Genomic DNA, 20723 nt, shown 5'->3' with positions numbered 1-20723 from the left:
GGAACGGAGCCGCACGTCGGCGCGGCGCACCTGATGGTTAGTCCGCCCGCGCGCGGCAACGTGCGATTCATTCATCCGCATGCGACATACACCTATTAGACCAGTCGTCTAGAAGTAGCCGAAATAAAACGACGGCGTCTCGCGACATGAAGCTGCCGGGGACGTCGCCGCATTCACAAGGACGGATGATAGCCGCGAATTAGACCGGTCGTCTAGACGAACGCGTATTCGCCCCTGCCGTCGTCATGGCCTTTTCGACGGGGGGCGGAGTCCGGCATCGCCGTCGCCGCCCTTCGCCGTTTGCCCGCAGCAGCCGGCCGCTGCAGCCGCGCCGGCTCCCGACGGCTACCCGCGCACAGGCCCGTCCGTGTCCCCCGCTTCGATGACTGGCGCTTCGAGCCGGTGATCGCGCACGCCGTCGTCCAGCAGCCGCAGCATCAGCTCCGCCAGCGCGCGGCCCGAGGCGTGCCCGGTCGGCTGCACGACCGCCGTGACACGATACGGGTGCGCGATATCGGGCGGCACGCCGTCGTAGACGATCAGCGACATATCGGCGCCCAGGCGCAGCCCGCTGTCGACCAGCGCGCGAAACGCGCCGCCGCCCGCGATGTTGTTGTCGACCAGCAGTGCGGTCGGCGGCTCGGCGCGCTCGAGCAGCGCCCGCGCCGCCTGCTGGCCGCCGTCGTGCGTAAACGCGCACTCGACGAGCAGCGCCGGATCGGCCTGGATACCGGCTTCGCGCAATGCCGACAGATAACCGGCGCGCCGCTGCGCGGCGAAATTCAGCTCGAGCGGCGCGCTGATCATCGCGATGCGCCGATGCCCGAAGCCGATCAGCCGGCGCGCCGCGTCGCGCGCGCCCGCTTCGTTGTCGAAGTCGAACCACGCATACGGGCCGGCCGCCTGCGTGCGGCCGTACGCGACATACGGAAACGCGCTCGCTTGCAGGTACGCGAGACGCGGATCGTCCACCTGCGTGCGCGCGACGATCAGCCCGTCGACGAGCTTGCCGTCGACGATCCGCCGATAGGTGTCCAGTTCCGCGTTCGGTCGCGCCGACGCGATGATGAAATCGAGATTGCGCTCGGCGAGCCGCTCGGTGATGCCCGCGACGACCTCGCCGAAACGCGGATCGCCGAGATCGCCGGCGCCGAACGGATAGACGATGCCGATCATGTCGGCCCGGCCGGTCGCCAGCCGGCGCGCGGTCGGATCGGCCACGTAGCCCATTTCGCGCGCGGCCTTCGCCACGCGCTCGCGCGTCGCCTCGCTGACGTCGTCGTAACCGTTCAACGCGCGGCTGACCGTCGTCCGCGACAGACCCAGCGCGTCCGACAGCGCCTTCAGATTCACCTTCACCGTCATTCCTCGCATTCGCCGATCCGCCCGGCCGCCCGAGGTCCGGGATGCGCCGACCGGGTAATTATTTCCATTGAGTAATCATTACCGTCAAATAAATATCTTTTGCGTTCCAAACCGGTTTGAAATAGCATCCAAACCGGTTTGGACATCGATGCCCACTCAGCCGTTCATTTTCACCTGCCAAGGAAACAACGACGAGATGACATACTTTCCCCTTTTCCGCCCGATCGCGGCCAAACGTTTGCTGCTCGCTGGCGGCGCACTCGCCGCCTTCGCGTCCGTCGCGCACGCGCAGTCCGGCGGCACGGGCGCGCCCGTGCCCACGCCCCATACGCAGCAAGCCTACGATCCCGAAGGCAACTTCACGATGCGCTGGACGCGCGCGGACATCCGCCAGATCGTCGCCCAGTCGCACACCGCCGGCGCCGACAAGAACTCGCTGCCGCAAGCGCTGACGATGCCGGACATCCCGCAGGACTTCCCGCTGATCAACTCGAACGTGTGGGTGTGGGACACGTGGCCGCTGGCCGACCTGCGCGCGAACCAGCTCAGCTACAAGGGCTGGGAGGTGATCTTCTCGCTCACCGCCGATCCGCACGCGGGCTACACGTTCGACGACCGTCACGTCCACGCCCGCATCGGCTTCTTCTATCGCCGCGCCGGCATCCCCGCGTCGCAACGCCCCGCGAACGGCGGCTGGACCTGGGGCGGCCACCTGTTCCCGGACGGCGCGAGCGCCCGGGTGTTCGGCACCGCGCCGATGACCAACAACGCCGAATGGTCGGGCTCCGCGCGCCTCACGAACGGCAGCAACGTCAGCCTGTACTACACCGCGACGTCGTTCAACCGCTCGGCCCCCGGCGGCGCCGACATCACGCCGCCGCAGGCGATCATCACGCGCGCCGACGGCAACATCCACGCCGACGACAAGCATGTGTGGTTCACCGGCTTCGGCGATCACAAGGCGCTGCTGCAGCCGGACGGCAACTACTACCAGACCGGCCAGCAGAACACCTACTTCTCGTTCCGCGATCCGTTCGTGTTTACCGACCCCGCGCATCCGGGCAAGACCTACATGGTGTTCGAAGGCAACACCGGCGGCCCGCGCGGCGCACGCACCTGCACCGAGGCCGATCTCGGCTATGCACCGAACGATCCGAACCGCGAAGATCTCAACGCGGTGATGAATTCGGGCGCAGTGTATCAAAAGGCCAACGTCGGCCTCGCGGTCGCGACGAACCCGCAACTGACCGAGTGGAAGTTCCTGCCGCCGATCCTGTCGGCGAACTGCGTCGACGACCAGACCGAGCGCCCGCAGATCTACCTGAAGGACGGCAAGTACTACTTGTTCACGATCAGCCACCGCACGACGATGGCGGCCGGCGTCGACGGCCCGGACGGCGTGTACGGCTTCGTCGGCAACGGCATCCGCAGCGATTACCTGCCGCTGAACGGCGGCAGCGGCCTCGTGCTGGGCAACCCGACCGACTTCTCCGCACCGGCCGGCGCACCGTATGCGCAGGACCCGAACCAGAACCCGCGCGAATTCCAGTCGTATTCGCACTACGTGATGCCGGGCGGGCTCGTCGAGTCGTTCATCGACGCGATCGGCCCGCGCCGCGGCGGCACGCTCGCGCCGACGGTGAAGGTGAACATCAACGGCACGTCGACGGCGGTCGACCGCACGTATGGACGCGGCGGCCTCGGCGGCTACGGCGACATCCCGTCGAACCTGCCGGCGACGGGGGCCGGCCACAACGACGGGAACGGCCAAGCCAATTAAGCAACCGAAAATAACCATCGTCGACAAAGGCACGAGGTTCAGGAGTCGCGTATCGCGCGTGCCGCGTGCGCGCCTCCGCTTTTTTTCGACTTTCTTTTGACCGTTGCGCATGCCGCCGTTGCAGGCGGCCTGCGCCCTCCTTTCCCGCTTCGTCCGACGAAGCGCCTCCGGCACCGCATGAAATCGACGTCTTTCCGCTTTTCCGTCCGCCTCATCCGGCTGCTGCTCGTCTGCATGGCGTCCACGCAGGCCGTCGCCGCGTCCTGCCATACGCCGGCCGACAACGGCACGCCGCAGTGGCGGCCCGCCCTCCACTACACGCCGCAGCGCAACTGGATGAACGACCCGAACGGGCTCGTCTACGCGAACGGCCGCTATCACCTGTTCTATCAGTACAACCCGCTCGGCAACGACTGGGGCAACATGTCGTGGGGCCACGCAACCAGCACCGACCTCGTCCACTGGCGCGAGCAGCCGGTCGCGATGCGCGCGAACGCCACCGAGGAAATCTTCTCCGGCTCGATCGTCGCCGATACGCTGAACACGTCCGGTCTCGGCACACCGGGCCACACGCCGCTCGTCGCGCTCTATACGAGCGTCTACAAGCCCGGCTCGGGTCACGCACCGGGCATACAGGCGCAGTCGCTCGCGTACAGCCTCGACCAGGGCACGACCTGGCAGCCGTATGCGCACAACCCGGTGCTGACGCTCGATCCGGAATCGAAGCAATTTCGCGACCCGAAAGTGTCGTGGTATGCGGCGGGCGGCTACTGGTTGATGACGACGGTCGTCGCCGATGCGCACGTCGTGAAGCTCTATCGTTCCGACGACCTGATCCACTGGTCGTTCCTCAGCGACTTCACGCTGCCGGACGTGCCGCATGCGGGCGCGCTGTGGGAAATGCCGGACCTCATACCGCTACCGCTCGACGGCGATCCGAAGCGAATCAAATGGGTAATGATCGTCAACGTGAATCCGTGGTCGATCGCGGGCGGCTCCGGGGCCATGTATTTCGTCGGCGATTTCGACGGCCGCACGTTCACGCCCGACCGCGTCGCGCCCGCCGGCTCCGATCCCGCGCACTTCCGCTGGGTCGATCACGGCGCCGACTTCTACGCGGCCGGCACGTTCTCCGGCGCACCCGGCGCCCGGCCGGTCGCGATCGCCTGGATGAGCAACTGGGATTACGCGGCAAAAGTGCCGACCACCCCGTGGCGTGGCGCGACCACGCTGCCGCGCGAACTGTCGCTGAAGGCGATCGACGGCGAGCCGACCCTGATCGTCGCGCCGGCCGCCGCGTTCGACGCATGGGCCGACGGCCGGCCGGCCGTGCATGAAGGCGACGTCACGGTCGACTCCGCTACCCGCCCGCTGTCGGCCGCCACACGCGGCATCGTCCAGCGCATCACGGTGACGCTCTCGCCGCAGCGTGCCGCGCGCGCGGGGCTGATCGTGCGGCGTTCGGCCGACGGGTCGATCGGCACCCGGATCGTGTACGACACCGCGAAGCGCACGCTGACGCTCGACCGCTCGCGATCCGGCGAAGCGAATTTCGCCGGCACGTTCAGCCGCGAGCATATCGTCGATCTGCCGCTCGAACGCGGGCAACTGCGGCTCGACATCGTCGTCGATCGCGGCTCGGTCGAAGTGTTCGCGAACGGCGGCCGCGTCGCGCTGACGGACCTGGTCTTTCCGCCGCTCGACGCGGATCGCGTGGCCGTGTTTGCCGAACAGGGCCGCGCGACGTTTTCGGGGTTGACGGTGACGCAACTGGGAACCGGCGACGATACACGCGGCGCCTGTGCGTCCCGATAGGTGCAGGTGACGGGGGCCGGTTACGGTCCCCGCCCGCCTCACCGCTCAGAGCAACCCCATCCCGCCCGACGCGATGATTTCCGCGCCGACGATGAACGCGGATTCCGGCGCGCTCAGGTGCAGCACCGTCGACGCGATTTCGTCCGGCGTGCCGAACCGGCCGATCGGCACGAGGCCCTTGATCTTGTCGGCCGTCGCGTCGAGCGTCGCCGCATCGAGCCCGAGCTTGCCGTACAGCGGCGTCTGCACCGGCCCGGGGCTCACCACGTTCACGCGCACGCCGTGCGGCAGCAGTTCCGTCGACAGCGTCTTCGCGAACGAATTGACGGCCGCCTTGCTGGCCGCGTACACCGACGAGCCGGGCATCCCGATGTGCGCGTTGATCGAGCCGTTGATCACGATCGATGCACCGCGGTTCAGCAGCGGCACCAGCGACTGGATCTGGAAATACGCGCCCTTCACGTTGGTGTCGAACACGAGATCCCACATCGCTTCGTCGCTGTCGGCGAACGGCGCGAGTTTCGCGACGCCCGCGTTGACGAACACGGCGTCGAGCCGCACGCCGGCGGCGGCGAGCGCGTCGGCCAGCGCGCGGGCCGACGCGACGCTGCCGGCTTCGTTGCGAATCGCGAGCGCGCCTTCGCCGAGCGTTTGGCGGGCCGCTTCCAGCGTGTCGGCGTCGCGCCCGGTGATGATGACCCGCGCGCCTTCGGCCGCGAATGCGCGGGCGGCCGCCAGGCCGATGCCGCTGTTGCCGCCCGTGACGAGGACCGTCTTTCCTTCGAAGCGTTGCATGATGTTCTCCTGTGAACCGGTGAGTTGACCGTGAACACAGGATGCGCGCGGCGCCGGGCCTTGCCGTACGACCGGCGCGACGAACATGTTCGAAAACGTCGAACATGTTGGCGCGAGCAGGTTCAGCCGACGACGTCGATCCCGTCGAGCAGCCGCTGCGCGAGCCGCGGCTCGCGCAATTGCTCCAGCCACCATTGCAGCGCGCGGCCGTCGCGGTCGTCGTGCCATGCGACATACAGCAGGTTCGGCTCCCGCGGGTCGGCTGTCTGCTTCTCGACCAGTTCGCCGCGCGCGAGCAGCGACGCGACGCGCCGGCGCGGCACCCAGCCGACGCCGAGCGCATCGCGCTGCGCGAGGATCTTCGCGCGCATCGACGGCACCGCGAGCACCGCCTGCCCGCCGAGCAGCCCGTACGCGCGGCCGGCCGCGCGCCGCGACGAATCGGCGACGACGACCGATCGGTGCGCACCGATCGCGTCGCGCGTCAGCACCCCGCCCACGGACGCCAGCGGATGGCGCGGCGACACCGCGAACACCCACTCCATCGCGCCGAGTTCGAACCACTTGAGGCCCGGAATCGCCGGCGGCTCGTTCGTCGCGCCGACGACCAGATCCGCGCGGCCGTCGCGCAACGCTTCCCAGGTGCCGCCGAGCACCTCGTGCGTGAAGCGCAGCGACACGCCCGAATCGAGCGCATCGAACGCGCGGACGACCGGCAGCAGCGTATCGAACTCCAGCACCTCGTCGCTGACGATCCACAGCCGGTCCTCCCAGCCGCTCGCGACCTGCCGCACGCGCTGCGTCAGCCGGGCGACGTCGAGCGCCAGCCGCGCCGCCTCGTCGGCCAGCAATTGTCCGGCCGGCGTGAGCTGCAGCCGGTAGCCGCGGCGGTCGAACAGCAGCGCGTCGAAGCGCGTTTCGAGCTGGCGCGCCGCGTGCGACACCGTCGACGGCGCCTTGCCGAGCTGCGCGGCGGCCCGCGACAGGCTGCCGGTGGCGCGGATCGCGTCGAGCAGCGCCAGTTCGTCTTCGGACAGCATGAGGTCGCTCCACGGTGAGGATGTCGTGGATCGTAAGGTACTGGCGCGCCGCGGTCCAATCGGGCGATCGCGGCTGCGCCGCCCGCTTGCCGCGAACGGTCGTCACCGCCGGATCTCCCTGTCCCTATGGCTTCAGCGCACCGCTTACCGTGCAGGCCGCAGCATGATGCCCGTCAGCGCACCCGCCACGCACAGCGCGCCCACGTACAGTTCCGGCGCGTGCGGATGCGACTTCAGCAGTACCGAGACGAACACCGGCGTGAGACCGCCGAACACCGCATAGGCGACGTTGTACGAGAACGAGATCCCGGAAAAGCGCACGGCCGCCGGAAACGCGTGGACCATCGCGACCGGAATCGCCGCGACCGCCCCGACGCAGAAGCCGCATAGCGCGTAAAGCGGCAACAGCAGCGACGGATCGACGGCGAGTCGCGACGCCATCAGCCAGTACGACGCACCGAGCATCAGGCAGCCGACGAAGATCGTGCGGCCGGTGCCGAACCGTCCCGCGATCGAACCGGCGACGATGCATCCGATCGTCAGGCAGAACGTCGCGGCCGAATTGGCCTGCAACGCAAGCGCGGGCGCGATGTGAAATTGCCTGGCGACGAGGGTCGGCGTCATCAGGATCACGACGACGATCGCGGCGGTGAGCGTCCACGTGAGGATCATCGATACCAGCACGGCTCGCCCGTGATCGCGCAGCACGGCTTTCAGCGGCACTTCGCGGGTCAGCGACCGGCTCCGCTTCATTTCGACGAATACGGGCGTCTCGTCGAGCCAGCGTCGCAGCAACGCCGACACGATCCCGAACAGGCCGCCGACGACGAAAGGCAGTCGCCACGCATACGCGCCGATCTCCGCCGGCGAATAATGACGATTGATCGTCGACGCGATCAGCGAGCCAAGCAGGATGCCGAGCGTCAGGCCGCCGGTCAGCAGGCCGCACGCATAGCCGACATGGCGCGGCGGCACGTGTTCGGCCACGAACACCCACGCGCCCGGCACCTCGCCGCCTACCGCCGCCCCTTGCAACAACCGGCACAGGAGCAGCAGCACGGGCGCGGCAATGCCGATGGACGCATAGGTCGGCAGCAGCCCCATCGCCAACGTCGGCAGCGCCATCATCATCACGCTCAACGTGAACATGCGTTTGCGGCCGACGAGATCGCCGAAATGCGCGAGCACCACGCCGCCGAGCGGGCGCGCGAGATAACCCGCCGCGAAAATGCCGAACGTCTGCAACTGCCGCAGCCAGTCGGGAATCGATGGCGGAAAGAACAATTGACCGATGACCGTCGCGAAAAACACGTAAATCACGAAATCGTAAAATTCGAGCGCGCCACCGAGCGCGGCGAGCGCGAGCGTCCGGTGATCGCGGCCGGTCAGCGGGCGATGGGATACAGCCGGAATCTGAAGCGAGTCTGGAAAGTTCATCTCGAAAAAGTCAGGAATCGGGAACCGCGCGCCAACCCGATGACGCGCTACGGATGGACAACACCCGGGCACCCCATGTCATTCCATTGCGCGTCGATTTTCCGCGGCGACTGTTCAAGGCTGCGCTCGGCAACCTCCATTTGGACTGCAGGCGGAGCAATGTCGGCACGCCGTGTCGCGAATCCGGTGCGACGCCGGGAATAAACGGCCGCCGTCGCGTGTTCCATGAGGATGGAGGGCGCACGAGCCTGCCGCTTGCGCGCGCCTCGCCCGTGCGTGACACGTTCACGCCTTCTCCTGGAGCAATCATGCGTTTTGCGGTTCTGGGCGCCGGCGCGGTCGGCTGCTACTTCGGCGGCATGCTGGCGCTGCACGGCCACGAGGTGGTTTTCATTGGCCGTCCATTGCACGTCGACGCGATTCGCGACCGGGGTCTGCGCGTCCAGACGCGCACGTTCGACCGTCGCGTGCCGGCCGACGCGTCGACCGATATCGACGCCGCGGCATCGGCCGACGTGGTGTTCGTGTGCGTGAAGTCCGGCGATACCGCGCAAGCCGCGCGCACGTTGAGCCGCGTGCTGGCGCCGCAAGCGCTCGTGGTCAGTCTGCAGAACGGCGTCGACAACGCGGCCGTGCTGCGCGCGGAGATCGCCAGCCCGGTCATTTGCGCGGCGGTCTATGTCGCCAGCGAGATGGCGGGCCCGGGGCATCTGCTGCACCATGGCCGCGGCGATCTCGCGATCGAAGCGTCGCCGTCGAGCGAACGGCTGGCGCAGGTGCTGCGGACAGCGGCCATTCCGACCCGGATCGCCGACGACGTGCGCGCGGCGCTCTGGCACAAGTTCATCCTCAATTGCGCGTACAACGCGATTTCCGCGATCGTGCAGTTGCCCTTGGGCGAGATGTCGCATCGCGATGCGTTGCGCGAAACGATGCGTGCGGCCGTCGCCGAGTGCATCGCGGTCGCGGCGGCCGAAGGCATCCATTTCGCCGACGGGCCGGCCGCGATCGTCGAGCGCATCGAAGCGACGATTCCGCCCGGCCAGTATTCGTCGACGGCGCAGGATCTGGCGCGCGGCAGACCCGGCGAGATCGATCACCTGAACGGCGCGGTCGTGCGGCGCGGGCGCGCGGCAGGCATCGACACGCCGGTCAATCGGACGCTCCATCTGCTCGTGAAGATGCTGGAAGCAAAGACGGCCGCGCGTTCGTGACGGGCGGCGCTCGCGCGTGCGTCGCCGACCGCCGCGGCGGGTCGAGCGGCGCCGCGCGGCCGGCGACGTGACGTCGGACGTCGAACCGGCCCGCCAGCCGCGCTGCCGCGCGCCGGCCGCGGCCGAACGCGCAGCGCCGATCCCCGCCGCTATTCGCGTTCGCCAGCCAGTCGCGCGAGCGCCGCGGCGATCCCCGCGCCATAGGCCGGGTCGGCCCGCGAGCAGTTGTCGATGTGGCGCTGCCGGATGTCCGCCGACACGCCGGCAAGCTGCCGTGCGGTGGTATCGAACAGGCACTGGCGTTGCCGCGCATCCATCAGCCGGAACAGGTCGCCCGGCTGCTGATAGTGATCATCGTCGACGCGATGATCCCAATGCGCGGCCGCGCCGTTCAGCTCGAGCGGCGGTTCGTCGAGCTGCGGCCGGTCCGACCACGCGCCCTTGCTGTTGGGCCAGTACGACGGCGCCGCGCCGAGATTGCCGTCGGTGCGCATCGCACCATCGCGGTGATAACTGTGGAACGGGCACTGCGGCGCGTTCACCGGGATCTGGGCGAAGTTGACGCCCAGCCGATATCGCTGCGCATCGCCGTAGGAAAACAGGCGCGCCTGCAACATCCGGTCCGGCGAGTAGCCGATGCCCGGCACGACGTTCGCCGGCGAAAACGCGGCCTGCTCCGTCTCGGCGAAGAAATTGTCGGGATTGCGGTTGAGCTCGAATTCGCCGACTTCGATCAGCGGAAATTCAGCCTTCGGCCAGACCTTCGTGAGATCGAACGGGTTGAACCGAAACGCTTTCGCCTGCGCGTCGGTCATCACCTGAATGTACAGCGTCCAGCGCGGAAAATTGCCGGCCTCGATGCTGTCGAACAGGTCACGCTGATGGGTTTCGCGGTCCCGGGCGATCAGCGCTTGCGCCTGCGCGTCGGTCAGGTTCTCGATGCCCTGTTGCGAGCGGTAATGGAACTTCACCCAGGTCCGCTCGTTCTGCGCATTGATCATGCTGTACGTATGGCTGCCGAACCCGTGCATGTGCCGGTACGATCGCGGAATGCCGCGCTCGCTCATGACGATCGTCACCTGGTGCAGCGCCTCGGGCAGCAGCGACCAGAAATCCCAGTTGTTTTCCGCGCTGCGCATGCCGGTGCGCGGGTCGCGCTTGACCGCATGATTGAGGTCGGGAAAGCGCAATGGATCGCGAAAGAAGAACACCGGCGTATTGTTGCCGACCAGATCCCAGTTCCCTTCCTCGGTATAGAACTTCAGCGCGAAGCCGCGGATGTCGCGCTCCGCATCGGCCGCGCCGCGCTCGCCGGCCACCGTCGAGAAGCGCACGAACATCGGCGTCTGCTTGCCGATTTCGGAGAAGAGCTTCGCCTTCGTGTACCGCGAAATGTCGTGCGTCACGGTGAAGGTCCCGTATGCGCCGGCGCCCTTCGCATGCATGCGGCGCTCCGGGATCACCTCGCGATCGAAATGCGCGAGCTTTTCGATCAGCCACACGTCCTGCAGCAGCGCGGGACCGCGCGCGCCGGCCGTCTGGATGTTGACGTTGTTGCTGACCGGCGCGCCGTTCGCATGGGCAATTTCGCGCGGAATCGAATCCTCTGACATGTCCTGGTTCCCCCAACGGTATGTGATTTCAGTTCATGGGTCGCGCGATCCGCCGTCGGTGCGGGCATCGCGCGTCGTGCAGACGGCCATCCGTCAGGCCGTCCACGGATAGATTGGAAATGGACGACGTATCCGGCGTTTGTCCGGTTTGTATCGGTTTGTACCGGGCTCCGTCGGCAGCCGGTTGCACCACGCGCGTCGCGCCGGCCGTCACGATGGTTCGCTGTCGGCGATCCGGTCGCCGAGCGCGCCGAGGTCCGCGTCGCCGGGGGCGGCGATCAGCGCATACGCGACTCCCGAGCGCCGCCACGTCACGACGTCCATGTTGCCGACCTGCTGACGGTCGGGCACGGTGTCCGGCCGCTCGTCCTTCATCACGCATAGCGCGACGGGCGCGCCTTGGTCGGGCAGATAGACGATCTGCACCAGTGGTTTGCGATTGAAATTCAGGCGCTGGATGCGCTTGAACGTCAGCCCGGCCGAGCGCAGGTCCGGAATCCGAATCCCCAGTCCGTCGTCCCGGCGAATCGTGTCGATCGTCTGCGCGGCGGCCGCGAAGTTCGCCGAATCGAATGCAACGGTGTCGCGCGTATAGAGCCGCTGATAATTGACGGCCGCCATGATCCACGGCGACATCCGCGCCTGCGCGACCACCGATGCGGGTGGCGGCGCGAAGCGCAGTACGGCGGCGCTGCAGAACGCGCCCGCGACGAATGCGACCGCGAGCCACGGCGCCATCATGCGAACGCGCGAGCGAACCGGCGTGGACGGCCGCCCACGTATGCCGGGCTGCGCTGGACCCGAGATTTGCCGATGATCGCCGCCGCCGACCGGCCGCGCCGACGGCGGCGCATGCGCGTGCGCGATGTCGGCGACCGTCCGGATCAGACTCTGCGGCACCGGCAGCCATGGGTGACGCTGAAACGCGCGCTGATAGGGCAACACCGATGCTTCGAGCAAGGCCACCCGCGTCGCGATCTCGACCGACGTTCGGATCGCCCGGTCGACTTCCGCGCGCTGGTGCGACGTGAGCGCTCCGTCCACGTATGCCATGAGCAGGACGTCGTCCATTTTCAAGCCCCCTGATCCTCACTGTTCGCCGCGCTTTTCACGGGTCGTTCGTGTCGATCGGCGAACAGCGCACCGATCGCCTGGCGAGCACGCGACAGCCGGCTCATGATCGTACCGATGGGCACATCGAGCACGTCGGCCGCTTCGCTATAACTGAGTCCTTCCACGCTCACCAGCAACATCACCGCGCGCTGCGCTTCGGGCAGTTGCTGCACGGCCCTGACGATCTGCGCATCCAGCGCCTGCTGCTCCAGTGTCGGCGCGGCGGGATCGGAGATGGTTTCGAGCAGGTCGTCGTCCCAGTCCATGCCCGAGCGCCGGCGCACGCTGCGCGCGCGAAGCTCGTTGAGCCAGGTCGACTGCACGATCGAGAACATCCAGCTGAGCGGTGCCGTTCCGGGCCGCAACTGATGCGCGCGTTCGAGTGCACGCACGCACGCGCACTGCACGAGATCCTCCGCGTCGTGCCGATCGCCGGAGAGACGCAGCGCGAACGTCCACAGGCGCGGAAGCATCGCGGGCAGCATGGCGGACAGTTCGGCCGCGGTCATCGACGTCGATCTCCGCAACGTGCAAGCCGGCCGACGCGGACGAACGGCCATGTCTGATGTGTATCCATGGGTTTAGGCGAAATTGAACGGGCAACACCCCTACAGCCCACGTAAACAGCTGGACGGCGCAGATATTCCATCCGCGGTCGCGTGTCGCCCGACAGGCCGGATCACGGGGCGCCGGCCGTGCGTCGGCGGCGTGGCGCGCGATGCGCGTCAGATCACCGTGACGACCACGTCGACGTTGCCGCGCGTCGCCTTCGAATACGGGCACGTCTGGTGCGCGGCATCGACCAGCGCCTGCGCGACGTCCGCGTCGACGCCCGGCACGCTGACGTTCAGCCGGGCCTGCAGGAAGTACGCGCCGTCGGCCATGGCCAGATCGATTTCCGCATCGACGTGCGTATCGCGCGGCAGCGCAACCTTCAGCCGTTGCGCGGCCAGCCCCATCGCACCGATGAAGCATGCCGACCAGCCCGCCGCCAGCAGTTGCTCGGGATTCGTGCCGGGCGCGGCCGAGCCGGGCCCGGCGAGCTTCACGTCGAGGCGACCGTCGGCACTGCGGGCCGCGCCGTCGCGCCCGCCGGTGGTGCGAGTCTTGCCGGTGTACAGAATTCTGGTTTGCTGGCTCATGATCGGTACCGTGCTGGATGGGGGTGAATGAACGGAGAACGTATTGCGTCGCCGGGATGCATTAGAGCGCGCCCACGTATCGGTCATGTGTCCCGACGCCGGGCTATTGCAACGTCATGTATCCATTCGCGACGCGTACACATTGAGAAACACATCCGCCGCTCCGGGCAAAGCCATTGCCGAAACGAAGCGGGAATAACGCTTCGCCCTGCGGTGTTCTGTTGAGGCAGACAACCTTTCGGGAGTGAAACGGTGCAGAACCCGCAGCAGGAAATCGACGATCGTCCGACGCCCGCGCACACGCGCGTGCGGGCACTCGGCAGCACGGAACATCTGTTCTGGTTGCTGGACCAGAATCGGCCGACGCATTTCGCGATGGTCGCGGAGATCGACCGGCGCTTTGCGCCCAGCGCATGGCACGCTGCCTTTCAGGCGCTGCAGCGCAGACATCCGCTGCTGTCCACCTGTATCGCCACCGACGCGCAGCACAATTCGGCGTTCCATTCGGTACCCGGCGCCGTGGTGCCGTTGCGCGTGATCGAGCACCACGCGACGTCGTGGCAAACCGAAACGGCCCGCGAAATCGCGACGCGCTTCGACTGGGCGACCGCGCCGCTGGTGCGCGCGACACTGTTGCAGCGCGAATCGACGTCGACGCTGATCCTGGTCGCGCATCACTCCGTACTCGACGGCATGGGCGCCGCGTATCTGATCGACGAACTGCTGCGCACGCTGACGGGCAAGCCCGCGGCGCCGCTGCCGCTCGTGCAGTCGCTCGAGACGCTGCTCGCGGCCGACCTGAACGACGCGGCCACCCTGCCCGCGCCCGTTCCGGCGCCGGAGCCGAAGCCGTTCCGTGCGAATACGACGGCGCTGCCGCACATCGACGCCGTCGCGCTTTCAGCCGAAGCCACGCGCCGCCTCGCCGCGCGCGCCCGGCAAGCGTGCACGACCGTGCATGGCGCGATTGCCGCAGCCGTTCATGAAGCGGGCCGGCGCCTGTCGAGCGACTGGGCCGCGCGCGCGTTGAGGACCGTCACGCCGATCGACGTACGCGCTTTCGCCAGCGAAGCCGGTGTCGCCAACGGCGTGTACATCACGCAGACCGTCACGATCGACGATCACCCGCGCGGGGTCGACTTGTGGACAGCCGCCCGCAAGATCAAGCAGGACCTCGCGCCGTCGCAAACGCGCGCGAGCGTCGCGGCGGAGCTGAAGGCGCTGGATACCGCGATGGCGGCGCGACCGAGCGTCGAACACGCGGCCGGCTTCCTGTCGAACGTGCTGGCCTTCGACGTCCTGCTGTCGAATCTCGGCAATCAACCCATCGCCGCCACGTACGACGGCGTATCGCTCGACGCGCTGTGGGGTCCGTTCGTGACATCCGGATTCGCCGACGATCAGGTCATCGGCGCCTGCACGATCGACGGCGTCCTGCGACTCGCGCATACGAGCCATCGCGCCATCCCGGGACTGCTCGGCGAAGTCCGCACGATTCTCGAGCACGCCGCCGGCTGAACGGCGGCCCGGCGCCGCGCCGGTTGCGCCGATTTCAGAACGCCGCGAGCGACACTCGCTTGCGGTGCTCGACGACCGACAGCAGCAGCGCCGCCAGCCCGCATGCGGCGATGAGCGTCAGCAGCATCGTCCTGCCCAGGGTGACCAGCACCAGGCTGCCGAGCGCCGGGAATCCGAACGCGCCGACGAAGTACGATGCGACGAACCACGTGAGCACCGCGTGCCGATGCCGCGCATCGGCGCTGTTGACGGCCTGCGCCTGGACGATCGGATAGATGAGGCCGTAGCCCGTGCCGAGCAGCACGGCGCTGGCCGAATGAAGGAGCGCATGGTGCGGCACGGCGAACGTCACCGCGACGCTCAGGATCATGAAGCCGAGCAGGATCTGCGTGGTCGCATCGACGCGCATCCGGATCACGAGCGCGCCGAGCAGCCAGCGGATGACGACCACCGTGGCCGAATACAGCCCGAAGAACGTTCCGGCCTTCACGCCGGTTTCCTGCGCCATCGACATCTGGAACGTCATCAGCCCCGAGAAGACGCTCGAGCCGAGCGCGATGATCGCGATCGGATAGATCGCGTGCGTGCGGGCGATCGCCGCCATCTCGCGGCCCCATCGTGGCCGCATCGGCCGCGCGGCGGGCAGCGACGCCGGCGACAGCCGGCCGAAGCATTCCAGCATGACGGCGGCCATCGCGCACAATCCGCCGACGGTGCAGAACACCGTCCCCGTCGTCCAGTGCCAGTTGCGTATCGCGAGCGACGCGACGGCCGGGCCGCCGCCGACGCCCGCCATCTGAAACGACCCGAACCGCAGGAACCAGCGCTCGCGTTCGGTATCCGCGGTGCGCTCGGCTAGCATCATCGGCGCCGCGAGGTAGAACGCGCCCCAGCCGACGCCGACCAGCAGTCCGGGCACGACGCTCAGTGAGCCGGTGCGGTCGATCAGCGCAAACCCGACGACGCCCGCGCCGACGACGAGTGCAGCCAGCGCAGCGGTACGGGCTGTGCCGATCGAATGGGCCAGCCATGCGACCAGCGGCAGGCCGATCAACGCGCCGACCATCGCTTCGACCAGCGCGACGCCGGTATCGACGTCGCCTCCGCCCGCCGAACGAAAATGCATCGACAACAGGAACGTCGCGCCGTATCCGCATGCCGTCAACAGCGCGCCCAGCAGCACGAACGATGCGCCGCGCGCGGACATCGTGTGGGGATCGGCCATCGTGCCTCCTGTCGTCTCGAAATTCCGGCCGGCCTGCCGGTCCTTCAGTTGACCGCGCCATCCAGCGGAATGCCGCGCCCGATTTCCCGATTGGACGCCCGCCATGTATCCGGCGTATGTCGCTCGCGTATCGAAATGTATCGGAGGAAATGAACGGCCCGCGGCGATGCGTTCATGCAGGCGCGAGCGGCAGTATCACCGTCGCCTCGAGGCCGCCGGTGCTGCGATTGTTCAGTCGCAGGTCCCCCTGCATCGCCCGCGTGAGCCGGCGGGCGATCGCGAGCCCCAGCCCCGACCCCGGCGCGCGCGCCGCCGTCTGCGGCGCGCGGTACCAGGGTTTGAACACCGCCTCGAGCTCCGTCGGCACGATACCCGGCCCCGAATCCAGCACGGTCAGCATCACGTGCCGCGCGTCGACGCATACACACAGGCGGACGTCGCCCCCGTAACGCAACGCATTGTCGATCAGGTTGACAAGCACGCGGCGCAGCGCGTGCGGGAACGTCACGAGAGGATGCCCGACCCGTCCGTCGAGATCGACGGTGAGGCCCGCGTCGCGATAGCTGTCGACCAGCACACCGAGCATCTCGTCCGCGTCGACACGGCGCGGCGGCTCCGGCACGCTGCATTGAAGCCGGGCGCACGCCAGGCTCGCGTCGACCAGTTCGCTCATCTCGGCAAGATCGCGCTCGATCGCATCGCGCAGCGCACCGTCATCCAGCATCTCGCTGCGCAGCATCATTCGCGTGAGCGGCGTGCGCAGGTCGTGCGCATAGGCGGCCAGCACGTGCAGCAATTCCGTCATGCGTTCCGCATGCTGGCGGTGCGCGCCGTTGATCGCGCGTGCGAGCGTCGAGATCGATGGCGCGCCGCGTTCGGCCCACGTATCGGGGAGCGCCTCGATACCTTGCTTGTCGATGGCATCGGCAAGCTCGCGCACGGTCGCATCCAGCCTGAGCATCCGCAGCCACGACCACAGCACGGCCGCGACCAGCGCGAACAGGATCGCCACGACGGCGGCGATCAGCAGACCCTCGCTGGCCACCGCGCGCAATGGGTTCGCGAACGTCGCGCGTGCGTCGTATATGCCGGCCGCGACCAGTGGCACGCCGGCGAAGAGCAGGAGGCGCACCGACCACACGACGAGTTCGCGCGGATGCGGGAACACTGCGCGGGCGACGCCACGCAGGCTGCGCGTGGCCCGCGATTCAAACACAGTCGCTGACGATAAGGTAGGAATGTGCGCCATCTTCGTTCTCCTGTCGCCGTCGCGGCGGACGGTACAGGACAGATGAAAACACGCGCACGGGGGCGTGCACCATCAAACGAGCGGCCATTCACCCCCTACGAAGGTTTAGGTTGCCGCCGCGGCAACCTAAACCGCCAGACGGTCAGCCGCGCCGGAGCGCGCGGGCGAGCCACCCTTCGAGTTCCCGCGCGTCGATCGGTTTTTCGAGGAGACACAGCGCGGCGCTCGCGCGCACGCGCTCGCGCTGGCGAACGGTGGCGAACGCCGTGACGAATATGGTCGGAATGCGCGCGCCGGCGGCTTCGATCCGCGACAGCACGTCGATGCCGTCCATCCCGGGCATCTGGATGTCGCAGATCAGGCAGCGCGTGCGCGCCACCCGGTCGGACACGAGGAATGCCGGCGCCGACGCGAACTCGCACGCGTCGCCGCCCAGCGCGCGCACGAAGCTTCTCACGGCGGCGCGCACGAACGGATCGTCGTCGACAATCGCTACGAGATCGGTGACTGAGAGTGAAAGAGACATCCGCGCTTATGGCCTGGGGAACGAGCACGCTCGCCCCATACTGCTACACAAGTCGCCAGCATACCGTCACGCCGCCGAACCGCCACCATATCTACGTATGGGTCGGCTTGCTCCCGACGGCGCCATCGCTACCGCGACGGCAATTCGATGCCGAGCGCGGTCATCTTGCGCACCAGTTCCGCGACGGAACGACACTTCATCTTTCGCATCGCCTGGCCGCGATGGATCTTGGCCGTGATCTCGGCGATGCCCATGTTGCCGGCGACCTGCTTGTTCATCAGGCCCGTCGCGACGTGTTGCAGCACCTCCCGCTCCCGCGGCGTCAGCGATTCCCAGCATTCGCGCAGATCGAGCAGCGACTGGCTGGCCTCCAGCCGCTGCGCGTCGCGGTCGAGCGCCGCGACGACCGCATCGATCATTTCCTGGTCATGAAACGGCTTCGTCAGGAAATCCATCGCGCCGGCCTTCATCGCCTTCACCGTCATCGCGATGTCGCCGTGCCCGGTCATGAAGATGATCGGCATCTGCGGGCCGCCATTCTCGACCAGCGACTTCTGGAACGCGATCCCGCTCTGCCCGCGCAATCGCACGTCGAGCACGAGGCAAGACGGCCCCGTCCCCTTCGGCGCCGCGAGAAACGCTTCGGTCGACGCAAACGCGCATACCGCCAGATCGATCGAGCGCAACAGGCTGACGAGCGCGGCACGCACGAATTCGTCGTCGTCGACGACGTAGACGACACGGCCGCTCCGATCGTCGGATGAAGTCGCCACGTTCGGCATTCTGATCTCGGGCATTGAAATATTCGCTGGTGAATTTGCTGGGACGGCCGCGTGACGGCGCGAAGGCATCTCGACGCATGCGGTGCGGCCGTCGCTCGAAGCGGGATGCCCCGTTCGCATGGTGCGGCCGGGCACGTTGCCGCGACGCATGCGGACGATGCCCCAACGATCGCCCACTCTGCCGGCATCAATGAAAACACGCGAACGCGCCAATTATTCCAGTCGCAATTCACCGATGCAACTGCGTGCGCATCGCGCTCGGCAGTTCATCGGCTTGCGCGGCCTCGTCACAGCGCATGACCGCCGGTCGTGCATCGGCGTCCGCGCGGAAACGACGCTGCATATCGACCGCGCCGACCGCGTCCGTCGGTTGCCGCTACGCGCCGACGCACCCATGGGTATCCGAATGTATCGGGCTTCGGGGCGGATACATGACATTGCAAAACGCTGCGCGCCGGACACATGCGCGATACCTCCCGGAGGCTCAATACACACACGGCGGAGCCTGATACGAACACGACGCCGCGGGCCCATGCAGGCTCCCGACGCCATCAGGTGACGCGAATACGTTCCGATCCATCCTTCTTCAGGAGCCCCGCATGAACACTTCGAAAATCACGCTCGCATTCGCCGCGCTCGCGCTGACTGCATCGGCCTACGCGGCGTCCCCGGCCGACACGGTCGCCGGACATTCCGACGTGCAGGCCGCCACCCAGTGGGCGCCGCTCGCACCGATGGCGAAGACCCGCTCGGAAGTCCGCCAGGAGCTCGTGGCGGCGCGACAGAACGGCGAGCTCGACGCGCTGAGGAAACTCTATTCCGGGCATTGAACGGCAGCCCTCGTGTCGAGCCCGGCACGGGCGGGACACCGCCGGCGTCCTCGCCTGCGCCCGGGCCGTCACTGCATTTCGCCCCAGGTAGGGGGCACGCCCGTCCGCCCATGAAGCCAACCGAATTTTCAACGATGCTTCCCGACATGCTGCCGCGTCTGCGGTCGTTCGCGCTGCGTCTGAGCGGGAATCGACACGACGCCGACGAGCTCGTGCAGCGCGCATGCATTCGCGCGCTCGAGCGGGTTCATCAACTGCGGTCCGATACGGCGCCGGTCAGCTGGGTCTTCTCGATCGTCCATTCGATCTGGCTCAACGAGTTGCGGCGACGCAATCGGCGCGACCGCCTGCTGCTCGAGTGCAGCGACGCGCTGCTGGAAACGGTCGCCGATCCGCGCGCAGCGTCGGAGACCGCCGTGGCCGTCCGCCAGATCGTCGACGCCGTCGAACGGTTGCCCGAACCGCAGCGCATCGCGTTGCTGCTCGTCAGCGTCGACGGGCTGAGCTACAGGGAAGCCGCGTACACACTCGACATCCCGATCGGCACCGTCATGAGCCGGATATCGCGTGCGCGCAAGGCAATCCGCATCGCGCTCGGCGGCGGCGCAGCGCGCACGTCGCGGGACAACTTCACGGGTTCGGCGGCCGGCGGCTGATGCACGTTGCCGCGGGCAAGTCGATCGCCGCGGGTCCGCCTCGCTCGCGGCGCGTCGCGGCCATGCACGAACGGCGACGGAATAAACGCCGTGCGTGGCGTGTTCAGTGTAGGCAATCGCATCCGCCGCGGGGGATGCGACCAGGCACCTACTACTCGACACGAAATATGTCAGCACTTTCCAGAATGCTACTCGTCTATGACGGAACCGACGAGGCACAGGCCGCGCTCGCGCGATGTGCGGCGCTGTCGCACGCGCTGTCCGCGGCGGTCGACGTCGTCACCGTCGTGGATCCCGTGACCGCGAACGCGCAGACGGCCGGACTGCTCACCGGTCTCGCCCACCACCGCCTCGAGGAATTCGCGCGCGACGCACTTCAGCGCGCGATCGTCAAACTCGCGGACGACGGCATCGACGCGCGCGGCTTCGTGCGATTCGGACGCGCGGCCGACGCCGTCGCCGCCCACGCGCTGACCACCCGTCCGGACATGATCGTCGTCGGCCATCGCGCGAGCAGCGGGTTCGCGCGCTGGTGGCGCGAGCGCCCGGTTCACTTCGATCTCGCCGAGCGCCTTCGCGGTGCGGCGCTGATCGTCGTGACGGTGCCGTCCGCGTAGGGCCGC

Annotated in this window: 19 protein-coding genes; 7 read left to right on the top strand and 12 right to left on the bottom strand. The window is 67.8% G+C overall.

Annotated elements, in window-relative coordinates; genetic code table 11:
* Positions 1-345 precede the first annotated feature (345 nt).
* Positions 346-1374 (bottom strand): substrate-binding domain-containing protein, encoded by a 1029-nt coding sequence (locus GJG85_RS18150; RefSeq protein WP_050010957.1) that lies wholly within the window; start codon positions 1372-1374, stop codon positions 346-348.
* Positions 1375-1561: 187 nt separating this feature from the next.
* On the opposite strand from GJG85_RS18150, the gene GJG85_RS18145 reads away from it, so the two are divergent.
* Both GJG85_RS18145 and GJG85_RS18140 read left to right on the top strand, forming a co-directional pair.
* Positions 1562-3145 carry a glycoside hydrolase family 68 protein gene (locus tag GJG85_RS18145; protein WP_050010956.1) on the top strand — a complete coding sequence of 528 codons (1584 nt, stop codon included), beginning with the start codon at positions 1562-1564 and terminating at the stop codon, positions 3143-3145.
* Between the two features lie 177 nt (positions 3146-3322).
* Complete coding sequence (locus GJG85_RS18140) at positions 3323-4960, top strand: glycoside hydrolase family 32 protein (RefSeq protein ID WP_050010955.1); 1638 nt, start codon at positions 3323-3325, stop codon at positions 4958-4960.
* 45 nt (positions 4961-5005) lie between these two features.
* On the opposite strand, the gene GJG85_RS18135 is transcribed toward GJG85_RS18140, so the two are convergent.
* The 3 genes from GJG85_RS18135 to GJG85_RS18125 all read right to left on the bottom strand — a co-directional run bounded on the left by GJG85_RS18135 (position 5006) and on the right by GJG85_RS18125 (position 8232).
* Positions 5006-5755, bottom strand: coding sequence for an SDR family oxidoreductase (locus GJG85_RS18135; protein ID WP_050010954.1), 750 nt, complete (start codon positions 5753-5755; stop codon positions 5006-5008).
* Positions 5756-5877: 122 nt separating this feature from the next.
* The gene (locus GJG85_RS18130) at positions 5878-6795 is read right to left on the bottom strand and encodes a LysR family transcriptional regulator (protein ID WP_089489325.1); all 918 of its coding nucleotides are present in this window, start codon (positions 6793-6795) and stop codon (positions 5878-5880) included.
* Positions 6796-6939: 144 nt separating this feature from the next.
* Entirely contained in the window at positions 6940-8232 is a 1293-nt protein-coding gene (locus GJG85_RS18125) for an MFS transporter (protein ID WP_124630280.1), read from the bottom strand.
* 308 nt (positions 8233-8540) lie between these two features.
* Between GJG85_RS18125 and GJG85_RS18120 the strand changes: the two genes are divergently transcribed.
* Positions 8541-9446 (top strand): ketopantoate reductase family protein, encoded by a 906-nt coding sequence (locus GJG85_RS18120; protein WP_124638093.1) that lies wholly within the window; start codon positions 8541-8543, stop codon positions 9444-9446.
* A 149-nt stretch (positions 9447-9595) separates the two neighbouring features.
* Here GJG85_RS18120 and GJG85_RS18115 read toward each other — a convergent pair whose 3' ends face one another.
* The 4 genes from GJG85_RS18115 to GJG85_RS18100 all read right to left on the bottom strand — a co-directional run bounded on the left by GJG85_RS18115 (position 9596) and on the right by GJG85_RS18100 (position 13314).
* Positions 9596-11059, bottom strand: coding sequence for a catalase (locus GJG85_RS18115; protein WP_050010950.1), 1464 nt, complete (start codon positions 11057-11059; stop codon positions 9596-9598).
* A 210-nt stretch (positions 11060-11269) separates the two neighbouring features.
* Positions 11270-12112: an anti-sigma factor gene (locus GJG85_RS18110; protein WP_235356117.1), complete on the bottom strand. Its 843-nt coding sequence runs from the start codon at positions 12110-12112 to the stop codon at positions 11270-11272.
* Between the two features lie 20 nt (positions 12113-12132).
* Entirely contained in the window at positions 12133-12681 is a 549-nt protein-coding gene (locus GJG85_RS18105; protein ID WP_050010948.1) for an RNA polymerase sigma factor, read from the bottom strand.
* 216 nt (positions 12682-12897) lie between these two features.
* Entirely contained in the window at positions 12898-13314 is a 417-nt protein-coding gene (locus GJG85_RS18100; protein WP_204384245.1) for an organic hydroperoxide resistance protein, read from the bottom strand.
* 252 nt (positions 13315-13566) lie between these two features.
* Here GJG85_RS18100 and GJG85_RS18095 point away from each other — a divergent pair, with 252 nt between their 5' ends.
* Complete coding sequence (locus GJG85_RS18095) at positions 13567-14832, top strand: condensation domain-containing protein (RefSeq protein WP_050010946.1); 1266 nt, start codon at positions 13567-13569, stop codon at positions 14830-14832.
* Positions 14833-14866: 34 nt separating this feature from the next.
* Here the strand turns inward: GJG85_RS18095 and GJG85_RS18090 are convergent, their stop codons facing one another.
* The 4 genes from GJG85_RS18090 to GJG85_RS18075 all read right to left on the bottom strand — a co-directional run bounded on the left by GJG85_RS18090 (position 14867) and on the right by GJG85_RS18075 (position 18629).
* Positions 14867-16057, bottom strand: a complete 1191-nt coding sequence (locus GJG85_RS18090; RefSeq protein ID WP_089489322.1) for an MFS transporter — start codon at positions 16055-16057, stop codon at positions 14867-14869.
* Positions 16058-16229: 172 nt separating this feature from the next.
* A complete protein-coding gene (locus GJG85_RS18085) occupies positions 16230-17306 on the bottom strand; it encodes a HAMP domain-containing sensor histidine kinase (protein ID WP_204384244.1) in 1077 nt (358 codons plus the stop codon).
* A gap of 142 nt (positions 17307-17448) precedes the next feature.
* Positions 17449-17832 carry a response regulator gene (locus GJG85_RS18080; protein ID WP_050010944.1) on the bottom strand — a complete coding sequence of 128 codons (384 nt, stop codon included), beginning with the start codon at positions 17830-17832 and terminating at the stop codon, positions 17449-17451.
* 128 nt (positions 17833-17960) lie between these two features.
* Positions 17961-18629, bottom strand: coding sequence for a response regulator (locus GJG85_RS18075; protein ID WP_050010943.1), 669 nt, complete (start codon positions 18627-18629; stop codon positions 17961-17963).
* Between the two features lie 584 nt (positions 18630-19213).
* Between GJG85_RS18075 and GJG85_RS18070 the strand changes: the two genes are divergently transcribed.
* The 3 genes from GJG85_RS18070 (at position 19214) to GJG85_RS18060 (ending at position 20717) form a co-directional block, all read left to right on the top strand.
* Positions 19214-19444, top strand: coding sequence for a DUF4148 domain-containing protein (locus GJG85_RS18070; RefSeq protein WP_050010942.1), 231 nt, complete (start codon positions 19214-19216; stop codon positions 19442-19444).
* Between the two features lie 110 nt (positions 19445-19554).
* Positions 19555-20100: an RNA polymerase sigma factor gene (locus tag GJG85_RS18065; RefSeq protein WP_050010941.1), complete on the top strand. Its 546-nt coding sequence runs from the start codon at positions 19555-19557 to the stop codon at positions 20098-20100.
* A 185-nt stretch (positions 20101-20285) separates the two neighbouring features.
* On the top strand, positions 20286-20717 hold the full coding sequence (locus tag GJG85_RS18060; protein ID WP_050010940.1) for a universal stress protein: 432 nt from the start codon (positions 20286-20288) through the stop codon (positions 20715-20717).
* Positions 20718-20723 lie beyond the last annotated feature (6 nt).

It is taken from the genome of Burkholderia sp. MS389, from assembly GCF_016899425.1.
Lineage (GTDB): Bacteria > Pseudomonadota > Gammaproteobacteria > Burkholderiales > Burkholderiaceae > Burkholderia > Burkholderia sola.
This window is presented reverse-complemented; position numbering and strand designations above follow the sequence as displayed.